The sequence below is a fragment of the Rhodococcus sp. MH15 genome, assembly GCF_019266045.1.
GTDB lineage: Bacteria > Actinomycetota > Actinomycetes > Mycobacteriales > Mycobacteriaceae > Rhodococcus_F > Rhodococcus_F qingshengii.
The window spans coordinates 62,205-88,967 of sequence record NZ_LPNP01000055.1 but is presented as its reverse complement, the minus strand read 5'-3'; the positions used below and the strand labels follow the sequence as shown (position 1 = coordinate 88,967).

Annotated in this window: 27 protein-coding genes; 14 read left to right on the top strand and 13 right to left on the bottom strand. The window is 62.0% G+C overall.

Annotated features, from left to right (window positions below; translation table 11 throughout):
* Position 1: 1 nt before the first annotated feature.
* On the bottom strand, positions 2 to 718 hold the full coding sequence (locus tag ATN37_RS03140; protein ID WP_007727677.1) for an HAD family hydrolase: 717 nt from the start codon (positions 716 to 718) through the stop codon (positions 2 to 4).
* A 142-nt stretch (positions 719 to 860) separates the two neighbouring features.
* Here ATN37_RS03140 and cycA point away from each other — a divergent pair, with 142 nt between their 5' ends.
* The 7 genes from cycA (at position 861) to ATN37_RS03105 (ending at position 9,067) form a co-directional block, all read left to right on the top strand.
* Positions 861 to 2,324 (top strand): D-serine/D-alanine/glycine transporter, encoded by a 1,464-nt coding sequence (gene cycA / locus ATN37_RS03135; protein ID WP_003946351.1) that lies wholly within the window; start codon positions 861 to 863, stop codon positions 2,322 to 2,324.
* 122 nt (positions 2,325 to 2,446) lie between these two features.
* Positions 2,447 to 3,217, top strand: a complete 771-nt coding sequence (locus tag ATN37_RS03130; RefSeq protein ID WP_003946431.1) for a M23 family metallopeptidase — start codon at positions 2,447 to 2,449, stop codon at positions 3,215 to 3,217.
* 125 nt (positions 3,218 to 3,342) lie between these two features.
* Entirely contained in the window at positions 3,343 to 4,848 is a 1,506-nt protein-coding gene (locus tag ATN37_RS03125; protein WP_050654664.1) for a glutamate-cysteine ligase family protein, read from the top strand.
* Positions 4,849 to 4,989: 141 nt separating this feature from the next.
* Positions 4,990 to 5,883 (top strand): universal stress protein, encoded by an 894-nt coding sequence (locus tag ATN37_RS03120; protein WP_007727672.1) that lies wholly within the window; start codon positions 4,990 to 4,992, stop codon positions 5,881 to 5,883.
* 176 nt (positions 5,884 to 6,059) lie between these two features.
* Positions 6,060 to 7,100, top strand: coding sequence for an LLM class F420-dependent oxidoreductase (locus ATN37_RS03115; protein WP_007727670.1), 1,041 nt, complete (start codon positions 6,060 to 6,062; stop codon positions 7,098 to 7,100).
* Between the two features lie 358 nt (positions 7,101 to 7,458).
* Positions 7,459 to 8,352 carry a universal stress protein gene (locus ATN37_RS03110; RefSeq protein WP_003946389.1) on the top strand — a complete coding sequence of 298 codons (894 nt, stop codon included), beginning with the start codon at positions 7,459 to 7,461 and terminating at the stop codon, positions 8,350 to 8,352.
* 76 nt (positions 8,353 to 8,428) lie between these two features.
* Positions 8,429 to 9,067, top strand: a complete 639-nt coding sequence (locus ATN37_RS03105) for a response regulator transcription factor (protein ID WP_003946380.1) — start codon at positions 8,429 to 8,431, stop codon at positions 9,065 to 9,067.
* 3 nt (positions 9,068 to 9,070) lie between these two features.
* On the opposite strand, the gene ATN37_RS03100 is transcribed toward ATN37_RS03105, so the two are convergent.
* The 5 genes from ATN37_RS03100 to ATN37_RS03080 all read right to left on the bottom strand — a co-directional run bounded on the left by ATN37_RS03100 (position 9,071) and on the right by ATN37_RS03080 (position 13,216).
* Positions 9,071 to 10,762, bottom strand: coding sequence for a GAF domain-containing protein (locus ATN37_RS03100; protein ID WP_042921348.1), 1,692 nt, complete (start codon positions 10,760 to 10,762; stop codon positions 9,071 to 9,073).
* Between the two features lie 27 nt (positions 10,763 to 10,789).
* The gene (locus ATN37_RS03095) at positions 10,790 to 11,485 is read right to left on the bottom strand and encodes a hypothetical protein (protein ID WP_218694731.1); all 696 of its coding nucleotides are present in this window, start codon (positions 11,483 to 11,485) and stop codon (positions 10,790 to 10,792) included.
* A 19-nt stretch (positions 11,486 to 11,504) separates the two neighbouring features.
* Entirely contained in the window at positions 11,505 to 11,837 is a 333-nt protein-coding gene (locus ATN37_RS03090) for a cupin domain-containing protein (protein WP_003946336.1), read from the bottom strand.
* 84 nt (positions 11,838 to 11,921) lie between these two features.
* Positions 11,922 to 12,413 carry a dihydrofolate reductase gene (locus tag ATN37_RS03085; RefSeq protein WP_050655569.1) on the bottom strand — a complete coding sequence of 164 codons (492 nt, stop codon included), beginning with the start codon at positions 12,411 to 12,413 and terminating at the stop codon, positions 11,922 to 11,924.
* A 2-nt stretch (positions 12,414 to 12,415) separates the two neighbouring features.
* Positions 12,416 to 13,216 (bottom strand): thymidylate synthase, encoded by an 801-nt coding sequence (locus ATN37_RS03080; protein WP_007727661.1) that lies wholly within the window; start codon positions 13,214 to 13,216, stop codon positions 12,416 to 12,418.
* Positions 13,217 to 13,302: 86 nt separating this feature from the next.
* Here ATN37_RS03080 and cobF point away from each other — a divergent pair, with 86 nt between their 5' ends.
* The 4 genes from cobF to ATN37_RS03060 all read left to right on the top strand — a co-directional run bounded on the left by cobF (position 13,303) and on the right by ATN37_RS03060 (position 17,412).
* Positions 13,303 to 14,043 (top strand): precorrin-6A synthase (deacetylating), encoded by a 741-nt coding sequence (cobF, locus tag ATN37_RS03075; RefSeq protein WP_047272582.1) that lies wholly within the window; start codon positions 13,303 to 13,305, stop codon positions 14,041 to 14,043.
* Between the two features lie 76 nt (positions 14,044 to 14,119).
* Positions 14,120 to 15,286 carry a GGDEF domain-containing protein gene (locus ATN37_RS03070; protein ID WP_256933114.1) on the top strand — a complete coding sequence of 389 codons (1,167 nt, stop codon included), beginning with the start codon at positions 14,120 to 14,122 and terminating at the stop codon, positions 15,284 to 15,286.
* Positions 15,287 to 15,329: 43 nt separating this feature from the next.
* Positions 15,330 to 16,505: a diguanylate cyclase gene (locus tag ATN37_RS03065; RefSeq protein WP_063315942.1), complete on the top strand. Its 1,176-nt coding sequence runs from the start codon at positions 15,330 to 15,332 to the stop codon at positions 16,503 to 16,505.
* A gap of 40 nt (positions 16,506 to 16,545) precedes the next feature.
* Positions 16,546 to 17,412: an Fpg/Nei family DNA glycosylase gene (locus ATN37_RS03060; protein ID WP_007727653.1), complete on the top strand. Its 867-nt coding sequence runs from the start codon at positions 16,546 to 16,548 to the stop codon at positions 17,410 to 17,412.
* Here the strand turns inward: ATN37_RS03060 and ATN37_RS03055 are convergent.
* Entirely contained in the window at positions 17,405 to 18,280 is an 876-nt protein-coding gene (locus ATN37_RS03055) for a LysR family transcriptional regulator (protein WP_007727651.1), read from the bottom strand. The two genes, ATN37_RS03060 and ATN37_RS03055, sit on opposite strands and share 8 nt — an antisense overlap.
* A 72-nt stretch (positions 18,281 to 18,352) precedes the next feature.
* Between ATN37_RS03055 and ATN37_RS03050 the strand changes: the two genes are divergently transcribed.
* Positions 18,353 to 19,585, top strand: a complete 1,233-nt coding sequence (locus ATN37_RS03050) for an MFS transporter (protein ID WP_030534893.1) — start codon at positions 18,353 to 18,355, stop codon at positions 19,583 to 19,585.
* Between the two features lie 30 nt (positions 19,586 to 19,615).
* Here ATN37_RS03050 and ATN37_RS03045 read toward each other — a convergent pair whose 3' ends face one another.
* The 6 genes from ATN37_RS03045 to ATN37_RS03020 all read right to left on the bottom strand — a co-directional run bounded on the left by ATN37_RS03045 (position 19,616) and on the right by ATN37_RS03020 (position 25,578).
* Complete coding sequence (locus ATN37_RS03045) at positions 19,616 to 20,395, bottom strand: DUF427 domain-containing protein (RefSeq protein ID WP_042449057.1); 780 nt, start codon at positions 20,393 to 20,395, stop codon at positions 19,616 to 19,618.
* A gap of 57 nt (positions 20,396 to 20,452) precedes the next feature.
* Entirely contained in the window at positions 20,453 to 20,929 is a 477-nt protein-coding gene (locus ATN37_RS03040; protein WP_003946395.1) for a nitroreductase/quinone reductase family protein, read from the bottom strand.
* Positions 20,930 to 21,128: 199 nt separating this feature from the next.
* Positions 21,129 to 22,937, bottom strand: a complete 1,809-nt coding sequence (locus ATN37_RS03035) for a DEAD/DEAH box helicase family protein (RefSeq protein ID WP_081558245.1) — start codon at positions 22,935 to 22,937, stop codon at positions 21,129 to 21,131.
* Positions 22,937 to 23,797 carry an SDR family oxidoreductase gene (locus ATN37_RS03030; protein ID WP_081558244.1) on the bottom strand — a complete coding sequence of 287 codons (861 nt, stop codon included), beginning with the start codon at positions 23,795 to 23,797 and terminating at the stop codon, positions 22,937 to 22,939. Before ATN37_RS03030 ends, ATN37_RS03035 begins: the two co-directional genes overlap by 1 nt.
* A gap of 59 nt (positions 23,798 to 23,856) precedes the next feature.
* Positions 23,857 to 24,759, bottom strand: coding sequence for a dihydrodipicolinate synthase family protein (locus ATN37_RS03025; protein ID WP_064687551.1), 903 nt, complete (start codon positions 24,757 to 24,759; stop codon positions 23,857 to 23,859).
* Between the two features lie 33 nt (positions 24,760 to 24,792).
* Positions 24,793 to 25,578 (bottom strand): aldolase, encoded by a 786-nt coding sequence (locus ATN37_RS03020; RefSeq protein WP_063315946.1) that lies wholly within the window; start codon positions 25,576 to 25,578, stop codon positions 24,793 to 24,795.
* Positions 25,579 to 25,744: 166 nt separating this feature from the next.
* On the opposite strand from ATN37_RS03020, the gene ATN37_RS03015 reads away from it, so the two are divergent.
* Positions 25,745 to 26,335, top strand: a complete 591-nt coding sequence (locus ATN37_RS03015) for a helix-turn-helix domain-containing protein (RefSeq protein WP_003946400.1) — start codon at positions 25,745 to 25,747, stop codon at positions 26,333 to 26,335.
* Positions 26,332 to 26,757, top strand: coding sequence for a hypothetical protein (locus ATN37_RS03010; protein ID WP_003946354.1), 426 nt, complete (start codon positions 26,332 to 26,334; stop codon positions 26,755 to 26,757). Before ATN37_RS03015 ends, ATN37_RS03010 begins: the two co-directional genes overlap by 4 nt.
* The last annotated feature ends 6 nt before the right edge of the window (positions 26,758 to 26,763 follow it).

Here is a 26,763-nt window from a genome sequence, read left to right as displayed (position 1 = left end):
CCTACAGAAGCCCGAACTTCCGCACTGCGTCGAGTAGCGCGTGCGGGCGTTCGGTCGTCGGCAGGGGATCGACGAGTGCGAACTGGCAACCGACGTCACGGGCAGCGCCGTCGGCGATGTCGCTGTCACCGACCATCAGAGTCTGTGCCGCATCCACATCGAGTTGTGCGAGGGCGTACTCGAAGATCGCCGGTTCGGGCTTGACTGCACCCACCTCGAACGAGAGAACGAACTCGTCGACCCAGACGTCCCAGCCGCGGTCGGCGAACGCCGGACGGATGTCGAAGGCGATGTTGCTCAAGACGGCAGTGCGTATGCCCTTCTCCGACAGTGACTTCAGGACCTCGCCGGTATCCGGGTACGGCGACCACTGATCCGGATCGACCAGCAGGGCGTAGAAAGCTTCGGCCCGAACCGGATCGGGCACCCCGGACTTACTCAACACGTCGAGGTAAGCCTGACGATGCAACTTCGGATCCCGGTCGCGGTTCTCCCACGCGTAGATCCCCGCTTCGTCCATCTCCACGGTTCTGCCCACCGGCGCGGTCATCCGACGCATCAGCTCGGCTTGAGCGTGCACGTCGAGCGGATCGCCTTGGTGATCGACGAGGTGCTCGGTCCAATCGTCGCTCTCCTCCAAACGGAAGAGGGTTCCGGAGAAATCGAACAGCGTCGCGGCGATATGTCCGTCTTGATGGGCCGTGCTGTCAGTGTTCACCTCGACAGGTTATCGGCGTCCGCTTTCCGATGCGTGATGTGAGCCAGTGCACGCGTACTTTGAGAGAGCACATTTTCCGAGGTTCCCCCGACGGGCACGATTTCGATGCCCCGGATGAACCGTATGACGAGGGGGATCCTCCGTGTCCGACCACGCGAATACACCAGACCTGACGAAGCCGTCCGGCGAAGACCCCCACCTCTCACGTCAGCTGTCCAACCGGCATATCCAGCTGATCGCCATCGGTGGTGCCATCGGCACCGGACTGTTCATGGGATCGGGCAAGACGATCTCGCTCGCCGGGCCCTCCGTGATCTTCGTGTACATGATCATCGGATTCATGCTCTTCTTCGTCATGCGGGCGATGGGGGAGCTGCTGCTCTCGAACATGGCGTACAAGTCGTTCTCCGACTTCGCCGCGGATCTGCTGGGCCCCTGGGCGGGATTCTTCACCGGCTGGACCTACTGGTTCTGCTGGATCGTCACCGGCATCGCGGACGTCATCGCGATTTCCGGGTACTTCAAGTACTGGTGGCCAGGGCTCGCGGCGTGGATTCCTGCTTTGCTGACGATCGCGGCGCTGCTGCTCCTCAATCTCCCGACCGTTCGCGCCTTCGGTGAAACCGAGTTCTGGTTCGCGCTGATCAAGATCATCGCCATCGTCAGCCTGATCGTCGTCGGCATCGTCATGGTCGTCTCCGGGTTCACGGCGCCGAACGGTGCCACCTCCGGTATCGACAACCTCTGGAACGACGGCGGGATGTTCCCGACCGGATTCATGGGCTTCGTCGCCGGCTTCCAGATCGCCGTGTTCGCCTTCGTGGGTATCGAGCTCGTCGGTACGACGGCAGCCGAGGCGAAGGACCCGGAGAAGAACCTGCCGAAGGCCATCAACTCCATCCCCATTCGTGTCCTGCTGTTCTACGTCGTTGCACTGACCGTGATCATCGCGGTGACTCCGTGGCGTGAAATCAGCGCAGACAAGAGTCCGTTCGTCGCCATGTTCACACTCGCCGGCCTCGGCATCGCTGCATCTGTCATCAACTTCGTCGTGCTGACCTCCGCTGCATCTTCGGCCAACTCGGGTATCTACTCCACCTCGCGCATGGTGTTCGGCCTTGCGCAGGAGGGCGACGCACCGCGGGCACTCGGCAAGCTGAACTCGCGCAAGGTCCCCGCGAACGCCCTGATGTTCTCCTGCATCTTCTTGCTGGCGTCGCTGATCCTGCTGTTCTCGGGCGATTCCGTGATCGAGGCCTTCACCGTCGTCACGACCATTTCGGCGCTGCTGTTCATGTTCGTGTGGACGATCATCCTGGCGAGCTACATGGTGTACCGGAAGCGTCGTCCGCACCTGCACGAGGCGTCGAAGTTCAAGATGCCCGGCGGCATCGTGATGTGCTGGGTCGTGCTCGCGTTCTTCGTCTTCATCCTCTGGGCACTGACAACCAAGGACGACACCCTGCAGGCACTTCTCGTCACGCCGATCTGGTTCGTGGTTCTGGGCATCGCGTGGGCGATCATCCGGCGTCGACCCGCTCACCGGGCACGATACGACGCATTCAAGTCAGAACTGGACGCCAGCCGACAGAACGGCGACAAATAGTTTTGGTCAAGATCGGGTAACGGTGGCGGCCGCCTTGATCAAACTGTTACATTCTTCGGCAGACAGAGGAGCGGGCTTCATCAGAAGGACGCTGCACGCCGACGACTGACGGAGTACACACTGTGGGAAACCACCACCGCACGGGCAATGACGATGTTGTCTTCGAGATCGATCCCGAGGCAGCAAGCGGCCGCCACCGCACCCCGTCGGCTGGCCCTGGTGCCGGTGTCAAGGCAGGTGTCGTAGCTGCGGCTACCGGTGCACTCCTCGTCGGTGCAGGCCAGATGGGCGCAGGAACCGCTGCTGCGGCGCCGGCAACACAGACCATCGCCGGCATCGAAATCCCGCAGGGTCTGCTCCCCGAGGGCGTTGTCGTTCCGGCTGAATTGGCGGCACTTCCGGCTCTCGACATCCCCGAGCTTCCCGATTTTGCTGCCGACCTCAACACGCAGGCACAGCAGTTCCTCGCTGGGATCAACCCCGGCACCTCAGCTCGTACCGTGCAGCCGGTGTCCGGAACGCTGACCTCAACCTTCGGTTCGCGCTGGGGAGCACACCACGGTGGCCTCGACATCGCGGCTCCGATCGGTACGCCGATTCTGGCTGCAGCCGACGGCCAGGTCATCGACGCCGGCCCGGCGTCAGGTTTCGGCCTCTGGGTCCGCGTCCAGCACGACGACGGCACGGTCACCACGTACGGCCACGTCAACGACTACCAGGTCAACGTCGGCCAGCGCGTCAACGCCGGCCAGCAGATCGCCACCGTGGGTAACCGTGGCCAGTCCACCGGCCCGCACCTGCACTTCGAGGTTGCCGAGAACGGCGCAAAGGTCGATCCCGCAGCGTGGCTGCAGGCTCGCGGCGTAGCTGTCACCTGGGTCGACAACTCGTAGAAGAAACTTTCGGAGAACTGCGGTGGCGTCGGGAAATTCTTCTCGGTGCCACCGCAGTTCTCGTTTGTCGGTGACACCGGACGGATAGCCTTCAGTGACGTTGATCGTCGAAGGGGGAATGCGCAATGGGTGCAGAGGTCACGGCGCGAGAATTCACCAGAGCCGACCGTAGGCTCTTTCGTAAGAAGGTGCGCTCGTGCGTCGACGCCATGAAGCAGATGCTCGACGGTGGTGACTTCCGAGACGCCGTCGACAAGCCCGCTCCGCTGTTGGGCATGGAGATCGAGTTCAACCTCGTGACCGGCGACATGACGCCCGCGATGTCCAACCGTGAAGTGCTCGAATCCATCGACGACTCTGCGGTTTTCCAAACCGAGCTCGGACAGTTCAACGTCGAGATGAACGTCGAGCCCGGCCCACTCACCGGTGATGCGACTTTTGAATTGGAGAAGAAACTGCGGGCGTCCCTCGACGTCGCAGACGCGCGAATCCACGCGCACGACGCCGAGATGGTGATGATCGGGATGCTGCCGACACTGCAGCTCGAGCATCTCGATCGTGAGTGGATCACCGCCAACCCGCGCTACGAATTGCTCAACGAGCAAATTTTTGCCGCGCGAGGAGAGGACATCGAACTCGACGTCGAAGGTGTCGCGCTACCCGGTGGCGACGTGGAAATCCTTCGGGCCGACACCAATTCGGTGGTGCCGGAGGCGGCTTGTACGTCCATGCAGTTGCACCTGCGCGTCGCGCCGGAAGAATTCGCAGCGCACTGGAATGCCGCGCAGTGTCTGGCCGGAGTACAGGTGGCGCTTGCGGCCAATTCCCCTTTCCTGGCAGGGAAGGCGCTTTGGCACGAATCACGCATTCCGATCTTCGAACAGGCAACGGACACCCGAACTTTCGAGCTCAAGAACCAAGGTGTGCGACCGCGAGTGTGGTTCGGTGAGCGGTGGATCCATTCGGTTCTCGACCTGTTCGAGGAGAATTCACGGTACTTCCCGGCGCTGCTCCCTGATGTCTCGGACACCGATCCACTGGAAGTGCTCGCGGCGGGCGGGGTTCCGGAGTTGAGCGAGCTTCAGATGCACAACGGCACGGTCTATCGCTGGAATCGGCCTGTCTACGACTGCTCGGATGGCAAGCCGCACTTGCGTATCGAGAATCGGGTGCTGCCGGCCGGGCCGACCGTCGTCGACATCATGGCCAATGCGGCCTTCTACTACGGAACCGTTCGCGCATTGGTGAACGCGGAGCGGCCACTGTGGTCGCACATGTCGTTCCATGCGGCCGAAGAGAACCTGCACATCGGCGCCAAGTACGGACTCGACGCCACCCTGTACTGGCCGGAGATCGGTTGGGTCGGTGCCGACGAGTTGGTCCTGCGAAGGCTGCTGCCGTTGGCGGACGAGGGTTTGGCCGACTTCGGATTGTCCGCCGCGGCCCGCGATCGGTACCTCGGCGTGATCGAAGGGCGGTGCATGAATCGGCAGACCGGTGCCGCCTGGCAACGCGAGCAAGTGGCGCACGCGGAGGCCTCGGGCGCGGACCGCTCGACTGCGCTCACCGGAATGCTCCGCGGTTACGTGGAGAACATGCGGACGGGAGATCCTGTTCACACCTGGTCCTGATTGCTCTGCTAATTCTCCTATCCGTCAACAGTTTCGGGGACCTAAGTCCCCGGAATGAAGAGGGGGCGACCCCAAAAAAGCCGGACAAGTGGGATGGTTAGAGTGAAAGTGGCTCGGTTACTTCTTCAGGAAGGTGGGCACATGAGTTCACGCGAACATAACAGTGTTGTTGTCGGAGTCGAGGGTTCGGACACTGCGTCCACAGCGCTCCGCGAGGCCGCGAAAATCGCCGCCCAGCGCGAATTGCGACTCGACATCATCCACGCTCTCGACTTCGCGCCTTACGGTTTCGGCGGACCGTACGTCGACGCGGGTGGGGTGTACGAATGGGTCGAAGAGGCCGGAAAAGCGATCTTGGCAGAGGCGGAACAATTCGCCCGTGAGATCGATCCGAAACTCGAAGTTCACACCGAAATCGCCATCGGCAGCGCAACTCAGTGGCTGATCGAGAGTTCGGCACAGGCCAGGCGGGTCGTTGTCGGAGCGTCGGCGTCAGGCAAGGCGGCGACAGCAGTCCTCGGCAATACCGCGGTCGGTGTGGCCAGTCACGGCAAGTGTCCGGTCATCGTCGTCCGAGACCGCGATGGTGCGGTGCCCTCGGAAGGACCCGTAGTGGTCGGCGTCGACGGCAGCGCGTTGAGCGCCCAGGCCGTCGGTGCGGCTTTCGAGGAAGCGTCGTTCCGCGGAGTCGAGTTGGTGGCGTTGCACGTGTGGAGTGACCTCGGCAGTGCGGCATTCGAAGACCCGAGGGCCGCTGCGCTTGCCCCGCAGTCTCTCGAAGAGGAAGAGCATGCGGTACTCAGCGAGAGCTTGGCCGGATGGTCCGAGCAATACCCGGACGTGAAGGTCCGGCGCGAGGTATACCTCGACAACCCACGCGGACGGCTGCTGGACTGGTCGGCAAAAGCGCAGCTCGTCGTAGTCGGAAGCCGTGGTCGCGGTGGATTCCGCGGCATGTTGCTCGGCTCGACCAGCAACACCCTGATCGCTTCGGCCAAGTGCCCCGTCATGGTGGTTCGCCCCGAAGAATCCTGACCCTCGACAGGCTCTCCCACTACCCCGTTCATTTCGGTCATCGAATATGAACGGGGTAGTCACATGAATACGGACTCAGGTTCCGTAGTGTTCGATGTGAGTAAGTGTTCGATGGGAGTACCACTGCTCGTGTGCGCGTCGCACACGGCAGCAATCGTCAGGATTGGGGTTACAACGTGCGTATCGGTATGGGTTTGAACTACAGCGGCGGGTTCGCCGAAACCGTCGAAGAGGTCGGTGACCTGGAGAAGGCGGGCCTCGACATCGCCTTCGTCCCGGAGGCGTATTCCTTCGACGCCGTCAGCCAGCTCGGTTACCTGGCGGCCAAGACGTCGACCATCGAACTCGCTTCGGGAATCTTTCAGATCTACACCCGTACGCCCTCGTTGACCGCCATGACGGCGGCGGGCCTGGACTTCGTCTCCAACGGTCGCTTCGTGATGGGACTGGGCGCTTCCGGACCGCAGGTGATCGAGGGGTTCCACGGCGTCAAGTACGACGCTCCGCTGGGACGCACACGTGAGGTCGTCGAGATCTGCCGTCAGGTATGGCGCCGCGAGAAGGTCGAGTACCAGGGCAAGTACTACCAGGTTCCCCTCCCCGCCGAGAAGGGCACCGGACTCGGAAAGCCGCTCAAGCTGATCAATCATCCTGTGCGTGAGCGCATCCCGATCCTGATCGCTTCGCTCGGACCCAAGAACGTCGAGCTGACGGCGGAGATCGCCGAAGGCTGGGAACCTATCTTCTTCCATCCGGAGAAGGCAGCAAGCGTGTGGGGTGAGCCGATCGCCAAGGGCAAGGCCAAGCGCGATCCGAGCCTCGGTGAGCTTCAGGTGTACGCGTCGCCGGCACTGGCCATCGGTGACGACGTCGACCACATGCTCGACTGGGTACGCCCGAGCCTTGCGCTCTACATCGGTGGCATGGGCGCCAAGGGCAAGAACTTCTACAACGACCTCGCGGTGCGCTACGGCTACGAAGAGGCCGCCGAGAAGATCCAGGATCTCTACCTCGCGGGCAAGAAGGACGAAGCCGCCGCAGCAGTGCCGGACGAACTGGTTCGCGCCGTGTCGTTGATCGGTCCCGAGAGCTACGTCAAGGAACGCGTCGCAGCCTTCGCCGAAGCCGGTGTCACGACGCTCAACGTCACGCCGTTGGCGGCCGACCGCAACGGCCGAGTGCAGCTGATCGAGAAGTTCCGCAAGATTTGTGACTGACCCTGCTGTGCGCCTTTATTAACCGCCGGCGGTTAATAAAGGCGCACAGCAGGGCGGGTGGTTCGGGATCTCCTGCGTACGAAACCCGATTTTGGGCGCTTGTTGACAGGACTTTTTTCACTTCTGACCGGTCGGGTTCTTCACCTAACGTGGATCGAGTAGCCAGGGTTTGCGTGCGAATCCGGCACCGGTGGCCTCGTTGACGCCCGAAAGGGATGTTGGCGGGGCCGTTGCCGCAGTCCACCCGAACACCCAATGTCCGATTCGGGACTCGCGTCGGCTGATGAATCCTTTTTGCCGTCATTGGGCAATAGTGTGAGGGCGAAGAGATTCTGTGGTCGATTGTGGAGGGACGAACATGAGTGCAACCAAACCCGTCGTCGTAGCGGTAGACGGTTCGGAATCGGCGTCGTCGGCTGTCGTCTGGGCGGCGAGGACGGCAGTGGCGCTCGGTCGACCACTCCACATCGCGACGGTGGTGCACATCCCAGCCTTCTACTACTCCGAGCCTTACCTCGCCGAGAGCTTCAAGGACGAACTGCGGCGCACTGCCACCGCTCGTCTGGACAGCGCACAGATTCTCGCGCGGCAAAGCATCGACGACGACCTCGAGATCGTCACCGAACTACTCGACGGCAGCGTCTCCGATCGCCTGATCGAATTGTCCAAGGGCGCGTACATCATTGCGCTCGGCCCTCGCGGGCACGGCGAATTCACCGGATTGGTCGTCGGTTCTGCGACGGTCTCGGTTGTCTCGCACGGCGAATCTCCGGTTGCAGTTGTCCGAGGACGGACGCTCGACGGTCGACCACCGACCGAGGGCCCCGTCGTCGTCGGTGTCGATGGATCCGAAAGCAGCATCGAGGCAGTCGAGCACGCTTTCGAGCAGGCCTCCGCGCGGGGCGCCACCTTGATTGCCGTCAACGTGTGGAGCGACGTGAGTGTGCAGCCCTCGTTGGGCGCCACCCCCGACGACCCACTGTGGAGCAGCATCCAGACGGGTGAGGAAGTTGTCCTCGCCGAGCAATTGGCCGGATTCACCGAGCGTTACCCGGACGTCGTCGTCGAAAGAGTCGTCGCGCGTGACCGTCCGGTCCGAGTCCTGAGCGAATACGCGGAGACGGCGCAGTTGATAGTCGTCGGCAGTCGCGGGCGCGGCGGATTCGCAGGAATGCTCCTCGGATCGACCAGTCGGGCGCTCCTGCACACCGCGGATTGCCCGGTTCTCATCGTCCGGCACGTCAACAAGTGAAGAGAATGCATTCCATGAGTTCTGAGTCCACCGTCTCCGGTACCGTTCGACGTGAGATGTCTTTTGGAGGGGTTCGATGACAACGCGGATATTCCTGGTCGACGATCACGAGATCGTCAGACGCGGATTGTTCGACCTACTCGGTGGGGTCGAGGACTTCGTGGTGGTGGGCGAGGCGGCGTCCGTGGGGGAAGCGCTGGCCGCGGTACCGCAGAGCAACGCCGACGTCGCTGTTCTGGACGTACGCCTGCCTGACGGCAACGGCGTCGAACTGTGCCGAGAACTCCGCTCGATGCTTCCCGACCTCCGCTGCCTGATGCTCACGTCGTACGCCGACGACGAGGCGTTGCTCGACGCGATCATGGCGGGCGCCTCGGGATTCGTCCTCAAGCAGATTCTCGGAACCGATCTGGTCGCTGCAGTCCGCACAGTCGGGCGCGGCGGTTCACTGCTCGACAGTCGTGCAACCGAGGCGCTGATGCAGCGGATCCGCAGCGACCGTACAGCTGATCCGTTGGCCGAACTTTCCGATCAGGAGCGAGCAGTCTTCGACCTCATCGGAGAAGGGCTCACCAACCGGGAGATCGGCGCGCGATTGTTCCTCGCGGAGAAGACGGTCAAGAACTACGTGACGCGTCTGCTCTCGAAGCTGGGCATGCAGCGTCGTACTCAGGCTGCGGTGCTGGCGACCGAAATCCGTAGCGGTAGTCGCTAGGATCTAACGACCGGATTTCGGTCGATTCGAGTTGGTTCGACCGAGCGGTACTCGCCAGAGCAGGCGTGCACCGCTCGGATCGTGATTGACGATCGTGCACGTACCGCCGCAATGTTCGGCGCGGCGCTCCAGATTGTGCAGTCCACTCTTGTGGAAGTCGGAGGGGAGTCCGACGCCGTCGTCCTCGATCGTGATCGCAAATTCGACGTCCGCGGTGACAGCGATGGTGATGTGGCGTGCGTGTGCATGCCGAAGGACGTTGCTCAACCCCTCACGCAGCACGGCTTCGGCGTGCTGGTGGATCCCGGGATTCACCAGAGTGTCGATGGCGCCGGAGAATTGGACGCTCGGGGTCACCGCGGACTGTGCGGTGGCGTCGCCGATGACATCGAGGAGGCGTCGGCGCAGGCTCGACGAATCGGTGGCCGTCGGAGTCTGCAGATCGAAGATGGTTGTCCGAATCTCGCGGACTGTCTTGTCGAGCTGTTCGAGAGATCGTTTGACAATCGCGCGCGCCGACTCCGGGAGGGTCTCGTCCGGAAGCGTGCTCTGCAGGCTCATTCCGCTCGCGAACAGTCGCTGGATGACGTTGTCGTGCAGGTCTCGTGCGATGCGGTCGCGGTCGGCGAGAACGGACAACAGGCGTTGCGCCTTTTGTTTCTCGTCGAACTCGATTGCAACGGAGCCGAGTTCGGCCATCGACTCGATCCGGGTCAGTTCGTCGTGATCCCAGTGTGTGTTGGTGGAATTCGACGCCACGATGACCGCGCCGACTACACCCGAGGCGACGCACATCGGTGCCACGACCGCACTCCCAGCCGACGGCACCAGTTCGGTGAGTGCGCCTAAAGTGGTGAGTACCTGTAGCTTTCGAGTGCTCCGCACCACGTCGAACGGATAAGTGGTCGCCGGGATTCTGACTCCACGTGACGTGGTCCGGGCGCTGGCCGCGGCGTGAACCTGTGCGTAGCCGTTCTCGCAGATCACCACGATCACGTCGTCGACGCCGGTCAGGTCCCGAACGCGACTGGCAAGAAGTTGCAGGCCGTCCTCGAGCGAGTCACCGGCCAGCAACCGCGAGCGGATGGCAGATGTTGCGGTGAGCCATCTTTCACGAGTTCGTGACTGCTCGAACAGTCGGGCGTTTTCCACAGCGATACCGGCTGCGATGGCGAGGGCTTCGAGAATGACCTCGTCTTCCTGGGTGAACTCGGCCTGTCCCCGTTTCTCGGTCAGGTAGATGCTTCCGAACACCTTTCCCCGCATCATGATCGGCGCTCCGAGGAAGCTCTCCATCGGTGGATGATTTGCGGGGAATCCCACCGATTCGGGATGGTCGCCGAGATGGGCCACACGCAAAGTCTGCGGGTGATTCATCAGAACACCCAGCACGCCATGACCTTCGGGGAAATGTCCCATGGTCGCGCGTTGGGACCCGGAGATTCCCTCGTACACGAATTCCGAGAGCCCGCCCCCCGGCGCCGCGACCCCCAGGGCGCCGTAGCGGCAATCCAGAACCGTTGTCGCAGAGGTGATGATCCGTTGAAGCGTCAGGTCGAGGTCCAGGCCGGAGCCGACCACCAGGACCGCCTCGAGCAGGCGGTGGAGTGTCGGTATGTCGGCATTGGAATCGCCCAGGCGGTCGAGCAACTCGCCGAACGTACGTGCCGGACTGTGACCCGAAGCTTCGACCATGGTCGAAGCATATCGCCTCACCGAACGTCAGCTCTCCTGGCGGCGACCTTCCCACCACGACGACCAGTGATGCTTGATCTCGTCGAACTCGTCATCGCTCAGGTCGTAGGTGGTCAGCAGGATGGACATGCCTCCGTCGGGCCGCTGCGCCGTCACCGACTGGGTGGCGACAGACAGCAGGCCAGGGCCGAGATCCTCGACTGTCAACCCGAATTGGTGGTCGGTGACGTAGTCGACTACGCCTTCGAAATAGTCGCCGGGAGCGATTGTCACCGCGTACCGACTTCCCGCTTCCAATTCGATTTCGGTGAACCCGAGGACGCTTGCCACGTTCTCACCGGGGAGCAGAAGGCCGTCGAGATAAATGGTTCTACGCTCGGCCAGTCCGTGGTGCTCCACTGCGAATCTGAGCAGCTGGAGGAATGTCGTCCAGCCCTCGGTGATGTCGTCGTACCAGTCGTCGTCGGCAGATTTGGCCGGCCGATCGATGCGGACGACCGTCTTGCCGTCCTGTTCGCGAAGTGAGAAACGGTCGCCGTTTCCGAGTTTCAGCGTCAACGCTTCGGGGTCGGCCTCAGCGGTGGAGTAGATCTGGGTGATTTCGTCGTCGAGTCCGTCGTACTCCCAGCCGAACCAACGTCGAATCAGCGACGGGTCGCGCAGCGCGGGCCAGAGTACGGACGGGGCTGCGACGACGGACACTTCGATCACGGTTTCGCTCACGCGGAAGACGCTACCGATTTCAGCCCTTCATGGCGACGGTCAGTAGAAATGCAACGTCTTCGAGCGCTTCGACGCTGTGCCGGTCGGCCGGGACGGTCAGGAAATCACCCGTGGATCCTTTCCACTGGTCGCTCCCACATACAAGATTCAGCTTCCCGCTCAGGACCAACAATGTGGCTTCGCCCGGACTGTCGTGTTCGGCGAGGCTCTTGCCGGCGCTCAGCGCGATCACCGTTTGTCGCAGGCTGCGCTGGTGGCCACCGTAGACGGTTTGTGAACTGCGACCGCTGGTCGCCGAGCCCGCCAGTTTCAACTGTTGGCGAGCGAGAGCGGTCAGTGACTTCTTGTCCATCGAAGACCTCTCGGAAGCGGTGAATGTCCTTCTTGGAGTATGACCGACTCACTCGCGAGGTGCCTCGTTATCGGCGGAAGTCGGTCAGCGCGTGTACTCCAACCAGCGGAAGCGCAGGCCGCTCTTCTCCGAGGTCTGCCAGGGCTCGTCGGATTTCAGGTTCCATTCGGGGCCGATCTCGGGAGCAAAAGCATCACCGGCGATGTCGAGGTCGATCTCGGTCACCAGTAGATGCGTTGCGAATGGCAGTGCAGCCGAATAAATTTGCCCGCCGCCGACGACGAAGACGTCACCGTCCGGCAACGCCAGGGCGTCGTCCAGCCTGTGGACTACCTCGGCGCCTTCGGCGTGCCATTGCGGATCGCGTGTGACGACGATGTTCCGACGCCCGCTGAACGGACGGAACTTCGATGGAATGGAGTCCCAGGTGCGCCGCCCCATGATTACCGGATGGCCCATGGTGACGCGCTTGAAGTAAGCCATGTCCTCGGGCACGCGCCACGGGATCGAGTTGTCGGCGCCGATGACGCCGCCGAGGGCCTGCGCCCAGATGAGGGTGACTGTGCGATCGGTCATCGTCAGACCGCTACCGGGGCTTTGATCGCGGGGTGGTGCTGGTAGTCGACGATCTCCACGTCCTCGAAGGTGTAGTCGAAGATGGAGTCGCGCTTGTTCAGCTTCAGGGTCGGCAACGGCAGCGGTTCGCGGCCGAGCTGCTCGGTCACCTGGTCGACGTGATTGTCGTAGATGTGGCAGTCGCCGCCGGTCCAGACGAACTCGCCGACGTCGAGTCCGGCCTGCTGGGCCATCATGTGGGTGAGCAGCGCGTAGCTGGCGATGTTGAACGGAACGCCGAGGAACATGTCGGCGCTGCGCTGGTACAGCTGGCAGGAGAGCTTGCCGTCGGCGACGTAGAACTGGAAGAAAGCGTGGCACGGCGCCAGGGCCATCTGCGGAATGTCGGCGACGTTCCACGCCGAAACGATGATCCGCCGCGAATCGGGGTTGGAGCGCAGAGTCTCGACGGTCTGCGCGATCTGGTCGATGTGCTCGCCCGAAGGGGTGGGCCAGCTACGCCACTGGACGCCGTAGACGGGGCCGAGTTCACCGTTCTCGTCGGCCCACTCGTCCCAGATGGAGACGCCGTGCTCGTGCAGCCACGCCACGTTGGAGTCGCCGCGCAGGAACCACAGGAGTTCGTTGACTATCGACTTGAGGTGGACCTTCTTGGTGGTGACGAGCGGAAAGCCGTCGGCAAGATCGAAACGCATCTGGTGACCGAAGATGCTGCGGGTGCCGGTTCCGGTTCGATCGGATTTGGCGGTACCCGTCTCCATGACGAGCCGGAGGAGGTCTTCGTAAGCAGTGGAGACAGTCACGGGAATCAGTCTAGGGCCTGCCCTGCTGTGCGCCTTTATTAACCTCCGGCGGTTAATAAGGGCGCACGGCAATATAGCCTCGGCACATGCGCGAACTCTTGGTGATCGGTATCGGTGCTGGTGATCCCGACCAGGTGACGGTTCAGGCGATCAAGGCTATGAACAGGGCCGATACCTTCTTCATCATCGGAAAGGGTGACGAGAAGCAGGCCCTGGTCGACTTGCGCACCGGCATCCTCGACGAGCACGTTCACCTCGACTACAAGGTGGTCGAGATCACGGACCCGCCGCGGGACCGAACCCCGACCGACTACGAGGGCGTCGTCGAGGACTGGCACGAGCGTCGGGCCGCGAAATTCGAAGCGGAATTCGCGGCCGAACCTGGCGTCGGCGCGATTCTCGTCTGGGGTGACCCTTCCCTCTACGACAGCACTCTGCGGATCGTCGAGCGCGTGCTCGCTCGCGGGAGAGTTTCGTTCGACTACTCCGTCATCCCGGGAATCACCAGCGTGCAGTCGCTGGCTGCACAACACCGGATCGTCCTGAACCGAATCGGCGAACCCATCCACATCACGACCGGCCGCAAACTGGCCGAGGGATTGCCCGACGGCGTGGACAATGCCGTCGTGATGCTCGACGCGCATTGCACCTTCACTCAGGTAAGCGAAAACGACGCCGAGATCTGGTGGGGCGCGTACCTCGGGACCCCGGACGAGGAGTTGATTTCCGGCAAACTGCGTGACGTCGAAGATCGGATCGTCGCTTGCCGGGCGGAGTTGCGTGAGAAGCACGGTTGGATCATGGATACGTACCTCGTTCGGCGCTGACAACCGACCCCGAATTTGCCGCCTTGATCCTGCACTCTTGATCCCGAACGACGGTCTGCGCACCTATGATCTGCGCATGACATCGTTCGGGCAGGACCGACTGCAGTCGATTCTGCCCGCGCCGCGTGGCCGTGAAAAATCAGCTGTGAAGTCGGCTTTCGACCTTCTGGTTCAGTGGTATCGGCGTCCTGATCAATTCGACAGTTTCAATCGATACCTCGCCACGAAGGGCCAGGAGCTAGCTGTCCGATTGCTGGTCATCGGCTCGCTGACGACGGTCATCATTGCGATGACTCTGCTGCGCTTCAGCGACGCGGGCGTGCACAACCACGTCACCAGCGTCGTCAACGCCGTTATCATCGCCGTCACGATTGCGGTGATCGTGCTCTTCTGCCTTCTGCCCGAAATCACGCGTCGGTGGTCGTACTTCTTTGTCGCCTACTGCGAGGTCGGCGTATTCGTCGGTGTGTTCTTGAACAACGACCCTTTCATCGGGTTGATCCAGTGTGTGCTCTTCGTACTGATCGGTGGTTACATCGCGTACTTTCACAACGCGAGACTCCAGGCGGTTCACATCGCGCTGTCCATCGTGGTTCTGGCAGTGGTCGGCCGAAAGGTTGCGGTCTACGCGGATCCTGCGTTGGCCACCGCACTGTGTCTGATCATCGCCACCGGGATCGTGGTCATCCCGTTCGCCTGCCAGTTCGTCCTCTCACTTCTCGGCTCCGACGCGGACAGTTCGGACGTGGATCCGTTGACAGGGCTTCTGAATCGGCGCGGGCTGCAGCGAGCTGTTGTCGAAATGGGGGCGACGGGGCATGCGTCGAGCAAGTCGTCGTATGTCGTCGCGATTGTCGATGTCGATTCGTTCAAGAGCGTCAACGACTCACAGGGGCACGAAGAAGGCGATCTCGTACTTCGCCAGATTGCTGATCGACTGCGGTGGTGCGGCGGCGAGAAGGCGCTCTTCGCCAGATTCGGTGGGGACGAGTTCGTGTTGGTAGACACGATAGACGTCGGCGCAGCGCCTGCGTTCGAAGACAATCTGCGAAGGCACTTGCGAATCGACGATCGTGATCCGGTAGTGACCACCAGCGTCGGAGTCGCGATCACCTCTGCCGAATGGTCGTCGATTATTTCCGACGAGGAGTTGACGGAACTGTTTCGAGTAGCCGATGCCTCGATGTACCGCGCGAAGGCCGCCGGCGGCGATCAGGTTGTGATGTGGGACGGCAAACAGTGAAAATTGTCTGATTGCGGGGAGTTGACTGGATTACCCTGACCCTATGGAATCTGCCGAGAGTGTTGAGCGTTCGGACGCCGTGGCGTCTCGACGACCGCTCTCGGGTCCCGCGTTCCGGCTGATCTCTTCTCAACTTGTCGATTGGTATCGGCGTCCGGACCAATTCGACACCTTCAATCGCTATCTCGCGGACAAAGGGTTGACCGTCGCCTCGCGGTTTCTCGTCGTCTGCTCGTTGGTGCTGGTCACCGTGATCATGTTCCTCACTCGCTTCAGTCCACAGGGACCGACCACTTCGCACGCGCGCACCGCGAACGCAGTCATCATGGTCATAACCGTGATGATGGCCGTCGCCCTCTCGACGAGGCGCAATCTCTCCCGTTCCTGGTCTTACGCCTTTGTGCTCTACTCGGAAGTGGGAATAGCGGCCGCAATGCTGCTGTACTCCAATCCACTTGCAGCACTGGCACACGCCGTGATGTTCTCGGTGATCGGCGGATACATCGCGTTCTTCCACAATGCTCGAATACAGAGCCTTCACATGTTGTGGGTACTCGTCGTGGTCATCGGCATCGTGACACGTACGGCGGTGGTCGAAAACGATGTGGATGCTCCGGTTCTGGTCGCGTTGGTAGTACTGGTCGGCGCGGCAATCTACGTGATTCCCTTTGCCTGTCAGTTCATTTTCTCCATCCTCGGCACCGACGCGTTGAACTCGCAATTGGACCCACTGACCGGACTGCTCAACAGGAGGGGACTGGCCGACGAAGTGCGACTGTTGCTGGAGCGGTCGTACACGCACTCGGCGCTCTTGGTAGTCGCCGCCGTCGACATCAATCGATTCAAGGCCATCAACGACGAGTACGGACATACCGTCGGTGACGCCGTGATCGAAAAAGTCGGATCGAGACTGGTCGAATGCGCCGGCCCGGCGGCCTTGATCGCACGGATAGGCGGCGACGAGTTCGTCATCGTCGATTCGGTCGATCAACGCTCGTTCCATCGACTCGAACATGAGCTACTCCGTTCGACGATCACCTCGCCCGATCATCCCGAGGTGGCGATGAGCGTCGGAATCGCGAAGATTGCAGGGCCTTTCGAATCAGCGGATGATGCGCTGGTCGCCTACCCGACTCTGCTGCGGCGAGCGGATCGGGCGATGTACTCCGCGAAGGCACGCGGTGGGCATTCGGTGGTGCTGCAGACGGAAACGGACTGAGCGCGCTGTGAGTGTCCGTGGTCGGCGTTAGTCTGTTGCCATGCCTGAACTACCCGAGGTGGAAGCGCTGGCAGGGTTCCTTCGTCAGCACGCGGTCGGCGCAGTGGTGGGACGCGTCGACATCGCTGCATTGAGTGTGCTCAAGACCTTCGATCCGCCGATCACTGCTCTGCAGGGGCGTGACGTCACGGGCGCCGCCCGCTTCGGGAAGCATCTGGCTCTGGATTGCGACGGGTTGTGGTTGGTCACGCATCTCTCCCGTGCCGGCTGGATGCGCTGGCTGGACAATCCATCGGCGACGCCGCCGAAGCCGGGGAAGGGGCCGTTGGCGCTGCGCGTTCATTTCTTCACACCCGAAGGGTTGACGCCGGCATTCGATCTCACCGAAGCCGGCACCAAGAAACGCCTCGCCGTCTGGGTCGTGAACGATCCGCAGGAGGTTCCGGGCATCGCCCGGTTGGGGCCGGACGCGATGGCCGTGACCGAAGCCGAGTTCGCACAGATTCTGGGCGGAACGTCGGCGCGGATCAAGAACTCGATAGTCGAGCAGTCGTTGATCGCCGGTATCGGGAACGCCTACTCGGACGAGATCCTCCACACCGCGAAACTCTCGCCTTTCGCGACCTCGTCGCGGCTGACGCCGGATCAGATTTCGACGCTGTATGCCGTGATGCGATCCACGCTGGCCGACGCGATCGAGCGTTCGGAAGGTCAGGACGCGGCCCGGCTCAAAGGTGAGAAACGCTCGGGGATGCGAGTGCATGCTCGTACCGGACTTCCGTGCCCGGTGTGCGGTGACGTCGTACGCGAAGTGTCGTTCGCGGAGCGTTCTTTTCAATACTGCGCGACGTGCCAGACCGGCGGTAAGCCGTTGGCGGACAGGCGAATGTCGAAACTGCTCAAGTAGCGAACTGTGCTGCGAGTAGTTCGACGAACTCGCGGGCGAGTGCCGACGAATGGGTGGGTTCGGTGATTGCGTGGACGATCCGATGCGGCGCATCGGTGATCGGAATACAGACCAATTCGGGGTGCAGGGCGCTCATGGACTGGGGGAGCAAACCTACGCCCAGGCCGTTGGCGGTCAGTGAACAGATCAGGTCTACCGAGTTGGCTTCAAGTGTTTTTCCCCGAGGGACCTGTGATTCGGCGAAGGCTTGGTCGGTTTGGACACGGGCCTCGCTGCCGGAGGCGAAGTCCACGAGAGTGTGATCGCGTAGGTCTTCGAGCCTGATCGACGAAGCCTGGGCAAAGGGATGGTCGGGAGCAACGAACGCTGCGGTGGGTTCACTCCACAGCGGTGCGGCGGCAAAGCTCTTGGGTAGGCGACCTGCGGCCAATCCGACAATGCCGACGTCGATTGCACCGGACCGGACTCCCTCGATAACTACTTCACTGCCGTACGGTCGCGCGGTGATGTTGATTGCAGGGTGGCGCCGTGTCAGATCTGCCAGGGCGCGTCCGACGTCGACGCGCCCCGCCGAGGTGATGGTGCCGACCGTCAACCGCACTTGCTCGTTGCTCCGTGCCGAGACATCACTGACGAGTCTCGACACGGCGCCGAGTACCTCGCGGGAGCGGGCGACAAAAACCTCGCCTGCAGCAGTCAGGCCGACGTTTCGGCTGTTCCGGTTGAACAATTCGACTCCCAGTTCCTTTTCGAGGTCTCTGATCTGGGCACTCAAGGCGGACTGGGAAACGTGCAACCGCGACGCTGCTCGGCTGAAGTGTCTGTCTTCCGCGACTGCCAGGGCGTAGCGGATGTGACGTAGTTCCATTACACCAATCTATCGTTTCTGGAGATAGATCATGCATATCTATCTATTGGACGCGCGTCGGTGTAGGCGGTCATGCTTGACGACATGATTTCAAGCGACGCGCGTCCGAGGCTCGGACTACCGATAGTGCTGCTGATGGCTGCGGCGACGGGCCTGTGCGCGGGCGGTAACTATTTCAACCAGCCACTCCTCGATTCCATCGCAGATCACCTGAATGTGTCGGCCTCCGCAGCGGCCGCGACGGTGACCATCGCGCAGGTCGCGTATGCACTCGGATTGATACTTCTGGTTCCGGTGGGCGACATGGTGGACCGACGCAAGCTGACGGTAGGGCTCATGCTGCTGGCGGCGACCGGTCAAGCGGTCAGCGGATTTGCGCCCAACTTTGCCACGCTGGCAGTGGGAATCGCTGTCGCTGGCGTCTTTTCGGTCGCCGCCCAGGTGCTCATTCCGTTTGCCGCCTCACTGGCCGAACCTGAGAGGTCCGGTCAGGTGGTCGGCACGATCATGAGCGGACTGCTGATCGGAATCCTGCTGGCGCGCAGCGTTGCCGGCGTCCTCTCCGGACTGGGAGGTTGGTCGACGGTATACAAGGTTGCGGCGGTGCTGATGGTGGTGATGGCCGTGGCATTGTGGCGATCTCTGCCTTCCGATTCCGCAGATCGCCCGAAGGCAAGCTACCGCGCAACGCTCGCTTCGGTAGGGAAGTTGGCTGCGACCTTGCCGCGCCTGAGAACCCGATCGGCCATGGGCGGACTGGCTTTTGCTGCTGTCAGCACCGTCTTCACGACGATGGCCTTTCTTCTGTCCGGCGAATTCGGCTACAGCGACACTCAAATCGGCTTGGTCGGACTACTCGGTGTGGCGGGAGCTTTGATGGCGACGGTGGCGGGCAGACTGGCCGATCGGGGATTGGGTCAGCTGGCGACCGGCGGCGCCATCGCGATTCTCTTGGTGTCGTGGCTTCCCTTTGTCGCCGGTGCCACCCACGTGGTGTGGTTTCTCGTTGCCATCGTCCTTGCCGACCTCGCGCTGCAGGGAGTGCACGTCAGCAACCAGAACGTGATCTACGCCCTTGTCCCCGAAGCGCGTTCGCGTGTGAATTCCGTGTACATGACCACCTACTTCGTCGGTGCTGCCGTGGGCTCGGCGGTGGGGTCAGTGGTGTGGAAGTCGTACGGCTGGAACGGAGTATGCATCGCCGGGTTGGTCTTCTCCGTTGCAACGGCGATGGTGTGGGTGCATGATCGCCGACTGGAGACGGCTGAACTGCGAATCCCGCAATCCCCTGTTGCAGTGGGGTAGGCACCCACACCTTCTCGGCTCCAGCACCTTTCAGATTTCGGCACCGTCCACCAGGATCTTGCCGACGCGTTCGGGATAGAACGACACGTGGTCGTCGATCCCGGACGCTTCGGCGGTAGTGAACGGATAGAACCACGCCAGATCCTCGATCGGAGCGAGTTCGGTTGTGCCGGTGAACGACAGATACGACGCAGTGCCCTTGTAGGGGCAGGCCGTGGTGGTCGGGGACGGCGCAAAGTACTCGCTGTGAACGTCGATTCTCGGAATGTAGTACCGCGTGGGCAGTCCGGTTTCGAAGAGCAGTCTGGGTCGTCTCGTCTCGGCGACCAGTACGTCGCCGACAAAAACCTGGACGTGGCGGGACGAGGGGAGTGCGTCGATACGTACGTATGGATCGCGGGCGTGGACAAAGACCTGTTGATCCTCCTCGTACCAGGCGTCCATGCGATCCCAATAGAATGCGACGTACTCACTCAGATCCAGGGAACCGTCGAACTGTTCAGGGTAGGTCCAGACGGCGTCCTCGGCCCGGCGATCCCCGATCTCGATCGTCCAGTAGGTGGCGTCACCTTTCCATGGGCAATGGGTGGTCGTCGACGTCGGGACGAGGAATTCGGTACGAACGTCCGCGAGGGGGATGTAGTACATCGGCAGGCGGCCGCGTTCGAAAAGGTATACCGAACGAGTGGTGTCTGCGACGGCGTGACCAGCGAAGAAGGCTCGAATTCGGCGGGGGTTCGGCTCCAGTGCGATCCGCCCGTTGGAAGCTGTGATCTGTGTGTCTTCTGCGTGAGTCAGTGCTGTGGACATTCGCGAATGCTCCTGAGATCGGCAGGGTGGTCCTTCCCATCCTGCGCCCGGCAGCAGTTATTTGACAGGTTGGAGTCGAAATACGCGGATCTGGCGCCCGAATGCTCGATCGGCGTAGGTTTCGTACGGCGGCCACGTGGTGGTCGCGAGCTCCCACAGTTTCTTACGCGTGGCGCCCTCCGCCAGACTCGCACCGACCGGTATTTCGACGCCCTTCACTGTCACGATCGCGGTGGGGTTTGCCATCAAATTGAGTGTCCATGCTGGATGCGTATCCTGCCCCCAGTTCGAACCGACGACGACAAACGCATCGCCGTCGGGTGCGTACAGGAGTGGCGTGGTTCGAGAACGGCCGGTCTTACGGCCCGTCGTGGTGAGCAGTAGCTGAGTCACGGTGTTCTCTCCGACCAGCGAGAGCTTGCCTCCCGACACTCTCTGCACTGCTCGATCGAGCGGAACCAGATCCTTGCCGAGATCCGAGAACCATTGTGTATGGCCGACATTGCGCATCAATGACCGGTAGATATTGCGCATCGGACCCCTCGCATTCTCGGCACTGTTTCGAGGCTGGTGCACCTCGACTCGGAAGAGTCTGCCACGTCAGGTCACAGATACCTGAGTCCCAAGGTCCCGAAAGGAATGAAGCGGTCAGCCGAATTCGGTTTTGGTGGAGTGGAATTGGGGCATACCGCCGAAACCGTTCGTTTGTGCGCGTTGGACGGTCGTTGGAAGATCAACCCTCCGAGGTCAAGACATCAGGCTCTAGCCACTCGACGCCGAGCAGTTCGGACAGCGACCGCAGACCGGATCGATCACCACCTTTCAGACCTGTGACCGAATTGAGATTGCGCAACATGACCGTGGCGACGTCCTCTTCCTTGGTGCCCACGCCGAAGGGTATGACCCACGGGCACGTCTGGTAGTCGCGATGCGACCGACCGAACGTCTGTTCTGCCGCGATCCCTGAGTAGCGCGGTTGATGAAAGATTCCCGTCCGTGGCAACGGGGACGCGTGAGTGCCGTCCGGGAGTGCTTCGTTGGCATGGAGCGAGATCGAGGTCGTGACATTGAAGACGATGACCGGTGCGTCCCCGCGTTGAAACCGCAGACGTTGACCCTCCTTGTCCGGCACCGCGCCGAACAGTTTTGCCACCGAGATCCCGGCGTCTTCGATCATCTCGACCAGTGGATCACCTGCCGTGGAGACGAATTCGACGGCCACCAACACCTGCTTGCCTGCCTTGACCTGCGCCTGCGCCCACTGGGCCGTCGACTCGGCGCGGATCATGCCCGCTTTCTGTCGGTAGCGCAGAACCAGCGCACGGCCGCGCGCGATGTTGCGACTCTTGCGGGCCAATCCCATTTCGTAGGCGTACTCGGCCCACTCCGTCTCGTACTCGGCGCGCTGGGCATGGGTGAGGTCGATCGGCATACCGTCGAGCGGAACAGGTCCCCACGGAGTCGGTCGATGAATCATCAAGGGCGGTTTGCTGTTCGACATCCACCCACGCACGGTCTCGAGCGCGCGAGATTGCAGCGTAGGTGATTCCTTCGCCTCTGCGCTCCACGTCCACTTCCCGTAGGACTTGTCCAGCGGAAGGCCGGACTCGACCAGCCTGGCGCCCAGGTCGGACCAGTACTCCGAAGGTTCTGAATGCAGCTGCGCGAAAAGCGGTGCCAGGTAACGCTGGTCGGCCGGCGTGTGTCCCGGTGTTGCCGTCACGGACAGGACGAACGGCGCTTGCTCGTGAGCATTCGAAAAGCGCGCGACCTTCTCGAATGCCGCCGTGCGCTGTGTGTCGTTGCTGTAAAGCTGGGCCTCGTCGGCAATCACCACACCGAACGTGTACTTGGGGCGGCCGTTTCGCGCGATCAGCTTCTTCAATTGGTCAGGCGACATGATCAACCAGCGGAATCCACCGTCGCCCACCGAGGCGATGGAATAGCGCCAATGCGGAATGGTGATCTGTGCGGGTCGATCGACGAGGACGAGGATGTTGGTTTCGCCACGCTCCTCGGCAATCGTCTTGGCAGACATCACTGCGATCAGCGTCTTACCCAGGCCTGCATTGTCTGCCAACAGAAATCCGCGTTTGCCGGCGCGAGCGGCATCGACGACGGCTGCAGCCCCCGAAACCTGCTCGGGCCGAGGAATTTTGGGTGCAGCAACGGGACGTTCACCGGTGCTGTCATTGATGTCGTCCTCTACCCACTGCTGATAAGAGAAGGGGAGTGCCTTGAATGGAGCGAGTTCTACGGGCAACTCCGTACCGACCCACGCGTAGCTCTTCCATTTCTTGACGAACTGCGCACCAGGCGCCGGCGTCCGAAAGGGAACGTCGAGGAGCCAGACTCTCTCACCAGGGCCGGCAGTCGGCACATCCGGCATCGTCGCGCGTGAGCTCTTCTTTGCGACAGTCTTCTTCGGGGCGGTCTTTCTGGTCGTGTTCCTCTTGGGTGCAGCCTTCTGCGGTGCAGCCTTCTGCGGTGCAGCCTTCTTTGCGGCAGCCTTGCGTGCCGTGGTTGCTTTGCGTGGTGGCATCAGGCGGTTTCTGCTGTGAGGAATTCACGCAGCGTGAGCGCAGGCCGGCCGACAAGGTCCTCCACGGTGCCCGTGATCAGCGCCAATTCACCCTGCGCGATTGCGGTGTACGTCGACACCCATGCGTCGAGTTCCCAAGCGGGTGCGTTGTACGACGCCCGCGATTCGTAAGCTTCCTCGAGCGTTTCCTCGACGTACGTGGTTCGCTTGCCGGTGACTTCGGTGATGATGCTCGCGGCCTCGGAGAGCGTCAGTGCCTCCCGTCCGGTCAGGCTGTACGTCTGTCCGACATGAGAATCCAGATCCTGCAGAACCGACACAGCGACGGCAGCAATGTCGGAGCGCGCTACCGCGCCGACGAGACCGTCCCCTGCGGGTCCGCGGATCACACCGTCTTCACCGGCGAGAGCGGGTAGGAAATCGAGGTAGAAGCTGTCGCGCAGGAAGGTGAATGCGAGCCCGGAAGCGCGGATATGTTCTTCGGTGACCCAGTGATCGCGAGCGAGCGTGAACGTCGCGTCCGGAGCAGCGCCGAGGAAAGACGTGTACACGATGTGCCTGACCCCGGCCTCCGCTGCGGCGTCGATGAAGGTGCGGTGCTGATCCAGGCGATCTGCGCTTTCGGCCGCCGAGACCATGAAGAGGGTGTCGATTCCGGCCAGAGCCGCGAGAGCGCGCTCCTGATCCCCGTACGTGGTCTCGGCCGAATCGGCACCGGGGAGCTGCGGTAATCGGTTGACCGACCGTGCGATCAGCCGCTGCGGGACACCGGCGTCGGCCAACGACCGGGCCACCAGTCCGCCGATATGACCGGTCGCGCCGGTGACGGCGATCCTCGCAGACCGTGAATCTACGGACATGGTGCCCCTCCTTCGGTCGGTGTGCATCCCATCTTGCCGGAACCCACTCCCACGTCAGGTCACGACGCGACGATTACACCGCGAGCCACCGACAGAGCGTCGGACAAAGCTGTCCTGGTGTTGTCGTCGAGGGACAGCAGGGGCCGGCGGGGAAGGCCGGCGTCGACGCCGAGAGATTCCAACCCGGCTTTGACCGTCGACGGCAGTCCGCGACTGACGAGGACCTTCAGTAGCGGCTCGATCTGTTCGAACACAGCGGCGGCACCCGACCGATCACCGGATTCGAGTAGACGCCAGAAGTGCACCACCTGTTCGGGGGCCAGACACGGGGCTGCCGTGCACCATCCGCTTGCACCGGCAGAGAAAGATTGCAGTGCAAGAGGATTGCTGCCGTTGAAGAAGGGGATCGTGCCACCGCTCAGTTCGTTGATGCGGTTCATCCGGGTGATGTCGCCGGTGGATTCCTTGATCATCGTGATGCCGTCGACGGTGGAGACGAGATCGACGAGAAACTCCGGCGACATGTCGATCCCGGTGGTGGCCGGATTGTTGTAGATCATCGTGGGAATGTCGACGGAATCGGCCACCGCGGTGACGTGTTCACGAATCTCCTGCTCACCCAGATGCCAGTACGACGTGGGGAGGATCATCATTGCGTCGGCTCCGGCGTCTGCCGCGATCGATGCTCGGCGGAGTGCTCCCGCCGTCGTCAGATCCGACACTCCGACGACGGTGGGGACTCGGCGGTCGACGTAGTCGACAGTCTCCCGAGCGACCGTCTCCCACTCTGCATCGTCGAGATAGGCGCTCTCGCCGGTACTGCCGAGTGGGGCTATCGCGTCGACACCACTGCTGATCATGCTGTCGAGGAGCGTGTGTAGCGGCTTGGGGTCGAATGCTCCGGTGTCCCGGTCGAACGGGGTGATGGGATAGGCGACGATTCCCTTGATGGTGCTGCTCATGAGGCTCTCAGTTCTGTTGGTGGGAAACAAAAGTCAGTTGGTCAGTGTGTCGGGATGATTGCGGAGAGCGCGACGGGCGTAGTAAGCGAAGTTCGCCTCGCTGCGCCGAGGAGTCAGTGTCCAATCGTGTGCCTCCTTCGCCAGGCGAGGCGGTAGCGGCTTGATGTCTCCGGCAGCCATCGCCAGCAACTGCAGTCTGGCCGCTCGCTCGATCAGATGCCCGAGAGAGCATGCCTCTTCGACCGTGTTGCCGACGACGAGTTGGCCGTGGTGGGCGAGCAGAATTGCCCGCTTGTCGCCGAGTGCAGCCGAAATGATCTCGCCCTCCTCGTTTCCCACGGGAACCCCGGGCCAGTCGGCGAGAAATGCGCAGTCGTCGTAGAGCGGCGCGATGTCCATTTGGGAGACGACGAGGGGAATCTCGAGCATCGACAGCGCCGTCGCATGTAGCGGGTGTGTGTGGACGATGCAGTTGACGTCGGGTCGTGCGCGGTAGATCCAACTGTGGAACCTGTTGGCGGGGTTCGGCATGCCTTCCCCGTCGAGGACTTCGAGATCCTCGTTGACGAGCAGGAGGTTGTCCTCGGTGATCTCGTCGAACCCGAGGCCGAGTCGCTGTGTGACAAACGTTCCTGGCTGCTCACCGCGGGCGGAGATCTGTCCGGCAAGGCCGGAGTCGTGGCCGGCGTCCGACAGTGCCCGGCAGGTCAGTGCGATCTTCTGTCGAAGAGTCCAACTACCTGTCGCTACTTCGGTGAGCATCTTCGTCTCGGCGGTGGCCATGAGTTCCTGCTTGCTCGCATGCATCGTGTCGGTCATAGGGTGTGCCTTTCTCGGGACCCGGGAATCAATGACATTCAGTCACCTATAAGACACAAAGTGTCATATAGGACGGAAATGTGCAACCTTCGATTCCTGCATCGCTGATCGCCGCAGGTCAATGTATTGGTAGGGTGATGACACAAAGTCTCGTGAGGGGAACCGAATGGCAGCGTTTTTGCGAACACATCGGCGTCGCGCCGGTCTGACGCTCGAGGGCCTGGCCGAGCAGACCGGTCTGACGAAGAGCTATCTCTCCAAGGTCGAGCGGGGTATCAGTACCCCGTCGATCGCGGTGGCACTCAAGATTGCGCGTGTGCTCGACGCCGATGTGGGGCAACTGTTCTCGGACAGTATGGAGGGAAATGCCATGACGATCGTGCGCGCGAAGGACCGCGTGATCGACCCGGCCAACTCCGTGCAGTCTTCCGTCTACGATCCGATCGCGCCCTCACTGGTCGGAAAGGCCATGCAGCCGTTCGTGGTTCATCCGGCCTCGGTGATGGGTCCCAAGTTCATGGACCACACGGGAGAGGAGTTCGTGTTCGTGCATTCCGGATCCGTAGAATTCGAAATCCCCGGGCAGACGATGCACCTCGACGCCGGCGACAGCTTGTACTTCGACGCGAATACGCCGCACCGGATGCGGTCGGTGTCGGCGGATCGTGCGGTGGTGCTGGTTGTCGTCTACGACAAGCCTTCGGCTGGATCACCCAGCGGTGACTCGCTGGAAACGCACTGCGGGGTGGGCAGATGACGCTGGGGATCGACACGACACTGACGCTTCTCGCGGCCGGTCTGATCTTCCTTCTCTCCCTGTGCCTGGGAATCTGGAAATACCGACAGATGGCCACTTCGGACAATCACCTCGCCCATCCGTATGTCGACATCGCACACCGCGCTGCCCTGATGTACTCGTTTGCGACGCTGCTGATCGCGGTGTTCGTCGAACTCAGTGCGTGGCCGACGTGGATCAACCTGACCAGTGCCGCAGTGGTCGTGTTCTTCTTTCTCGCAGCGATATTCAGCTACATCGCTCACGGTGCGATGAAGGACACCGACAATCAGTTCGAGTCCGCCGGTCCGCCCCTGCACCTCGGGATGTTTCTGCTGATTCTCGGCGAGGTGGGCGGATTTGCCGTCCTACTCGCAGGTTTCGTGAAAGGCCAGTTCTTCTGATCGGGC

Excerpts from the sequence above, each read along its gene's own strand:
- ATN37_RS03010 (WP_003946354.1), top strand. The coding sequence starts at position 26,332 with ATGACGCTGGGGATCGACACGACACTGACGCTTCTCGCGGCCGGTCTG.
- cobF (WP_047272582.1), top strand. The coding sequence starts at position 13,303 with ATGCGCGAACTCTTGGTGATCGGTATCGGTGCTGGTGATCCCGACCAG.
- ATN37_RS03105 (WP_003946380.1), top strand. The coding sequence starts at position 8,429 with ATGACAACGCGGATATTCCTGGTCGACGATCACGAGATCGTCAGACGC.
- ATN37_RS03100 (WP_042921348.1), bottom strand. The coding sequence starts at position 10,762 with ATGGTCGAAGCTTCGGGTCACAGTCCGGCACGTACGTTCGGCGAGTTG.
- ATN37_RS03030 (WP_081558244.1), bottom strand. The coding sequence starts at position 23,797 with ATGTCCGTAGATTCACGGTCTGCGAGGATCGCCGTCACCGGCGCGACC.
- ATN37_RS03065 (WP_063315942.1), top strand. The coding sequence starts at position 15,330 with ATGGAATCTGCCGAGAGTGTTGAGCGTTCGGACGCCGTGGCGTCTCGA.
- ATN37_RS03090 (WP_003946336.1), bottom strand. The coding sequence starts at position 11,837 with ATGGACAAGAAGTCACTGACCGCTCTCGCTCGCCAACAGTTGAAACTG.
- ATN37_RS03055 (WP_007727651.1), bottom strand. The coding sequence starts at position 18,280 with ATGGAACTACGTCACATCCGCTACGCCCTGGCAGTCGCGGAAGACAGA.
- ATN37_RS03035 (WP_081558245.1), bottom strand. The coding sequence starts at position 22,937 with ATGCCACCACGCAAAGCAACCACGGCACGCAAGGCTGCCGCAAAGAAG.
- ATN37_RS03085 (WP_050655569.1), bottom strand. The coding sequence starts at position 12,413 with ATGACCGATCGCACAGTCACCCTCATCTGGGCGCAGGCCCTCGGCGGC.
- ATN37_RS03025 (WP_064687551.1), bottom strand. The coding sequence starts at position 24,759 with ATGAGCAGCACCATCAAGGGAATCGTCGCCTATCCCATCACCCCGTTC.
- ATN37_RS03050 (WP_030534893.1), top strand. The coding sequence starts at position 18,353 with ATGCTTGACGACATGATTTCAAGCGACGCGCGTCCGAGGCTCGGACTA.
- ATN37_RS03060 (WP_007727653.1), top strand. The coding sequence starts at position 16,546 with ATGCCTGAACTACCCGAGGTGGAAGCGCTGGCAGGGTTCCTTCGTCAG.
- ATN37_RS03015 (WP_003946400.1), top strand. The coding sequence starts at position 25,745 with ATGGCAGCGTTTTTGCGAACACATCGGCGTCGCGCCGGTCTGACGCTC.
- ATN37_RS03040 (WP_003946395.1), bottom strand. The coding sequence starts at position 20,929 with ATGCGCAATATCTACCGGTCATTGATGCGCAATGTCGGCCATACACAA.
- ATN37_RS03110 (WP_003946389.1), top strand. The coding sequence starts at position 7,459 with ATGAGTGCAACCAAACCCGTCGTCGTAGCGGTAGACGGTTCGGAATCG.
- ATN37_RS03045 (WP_042449057.1), bottom strand. The coding sequence starts at position 20,395 with ATGTCCACAGCACTGACTCACGCAGAAGACACACAGATCACAGCTTCC.
- ATN37_RS03125 (WP_050654664.1), top strand. The coding sequence starts at position 3,343 with ATGGGTGCAGAGGTCACGGCGCGAGAATTCACCAGAGCCGACCGTAGG.
- ATN37_RS03070 (WP_256933114.1), top strand. The coding sequence starts at position 14,120 with ATGACATCGTTCGGGCAGGACCGACTGCAGTCGATTCTGCCCGCGCCG.
- ATN37_RS03120 (WP_007727672.1), top strand. The coding sequence starts at position 4,990 with ATGAGTTCACGCGAACATAACAGTGTTGTTGTCGGAGTCGAGGGTTCG.
- ATN37_RS03020 (WP_063315946.1), bottom strand. The coding sequence starts at position 25,578 with ATGACCGACACGATGCATGCGAGCAAGCAGGAACTCATGGCCACCGCC.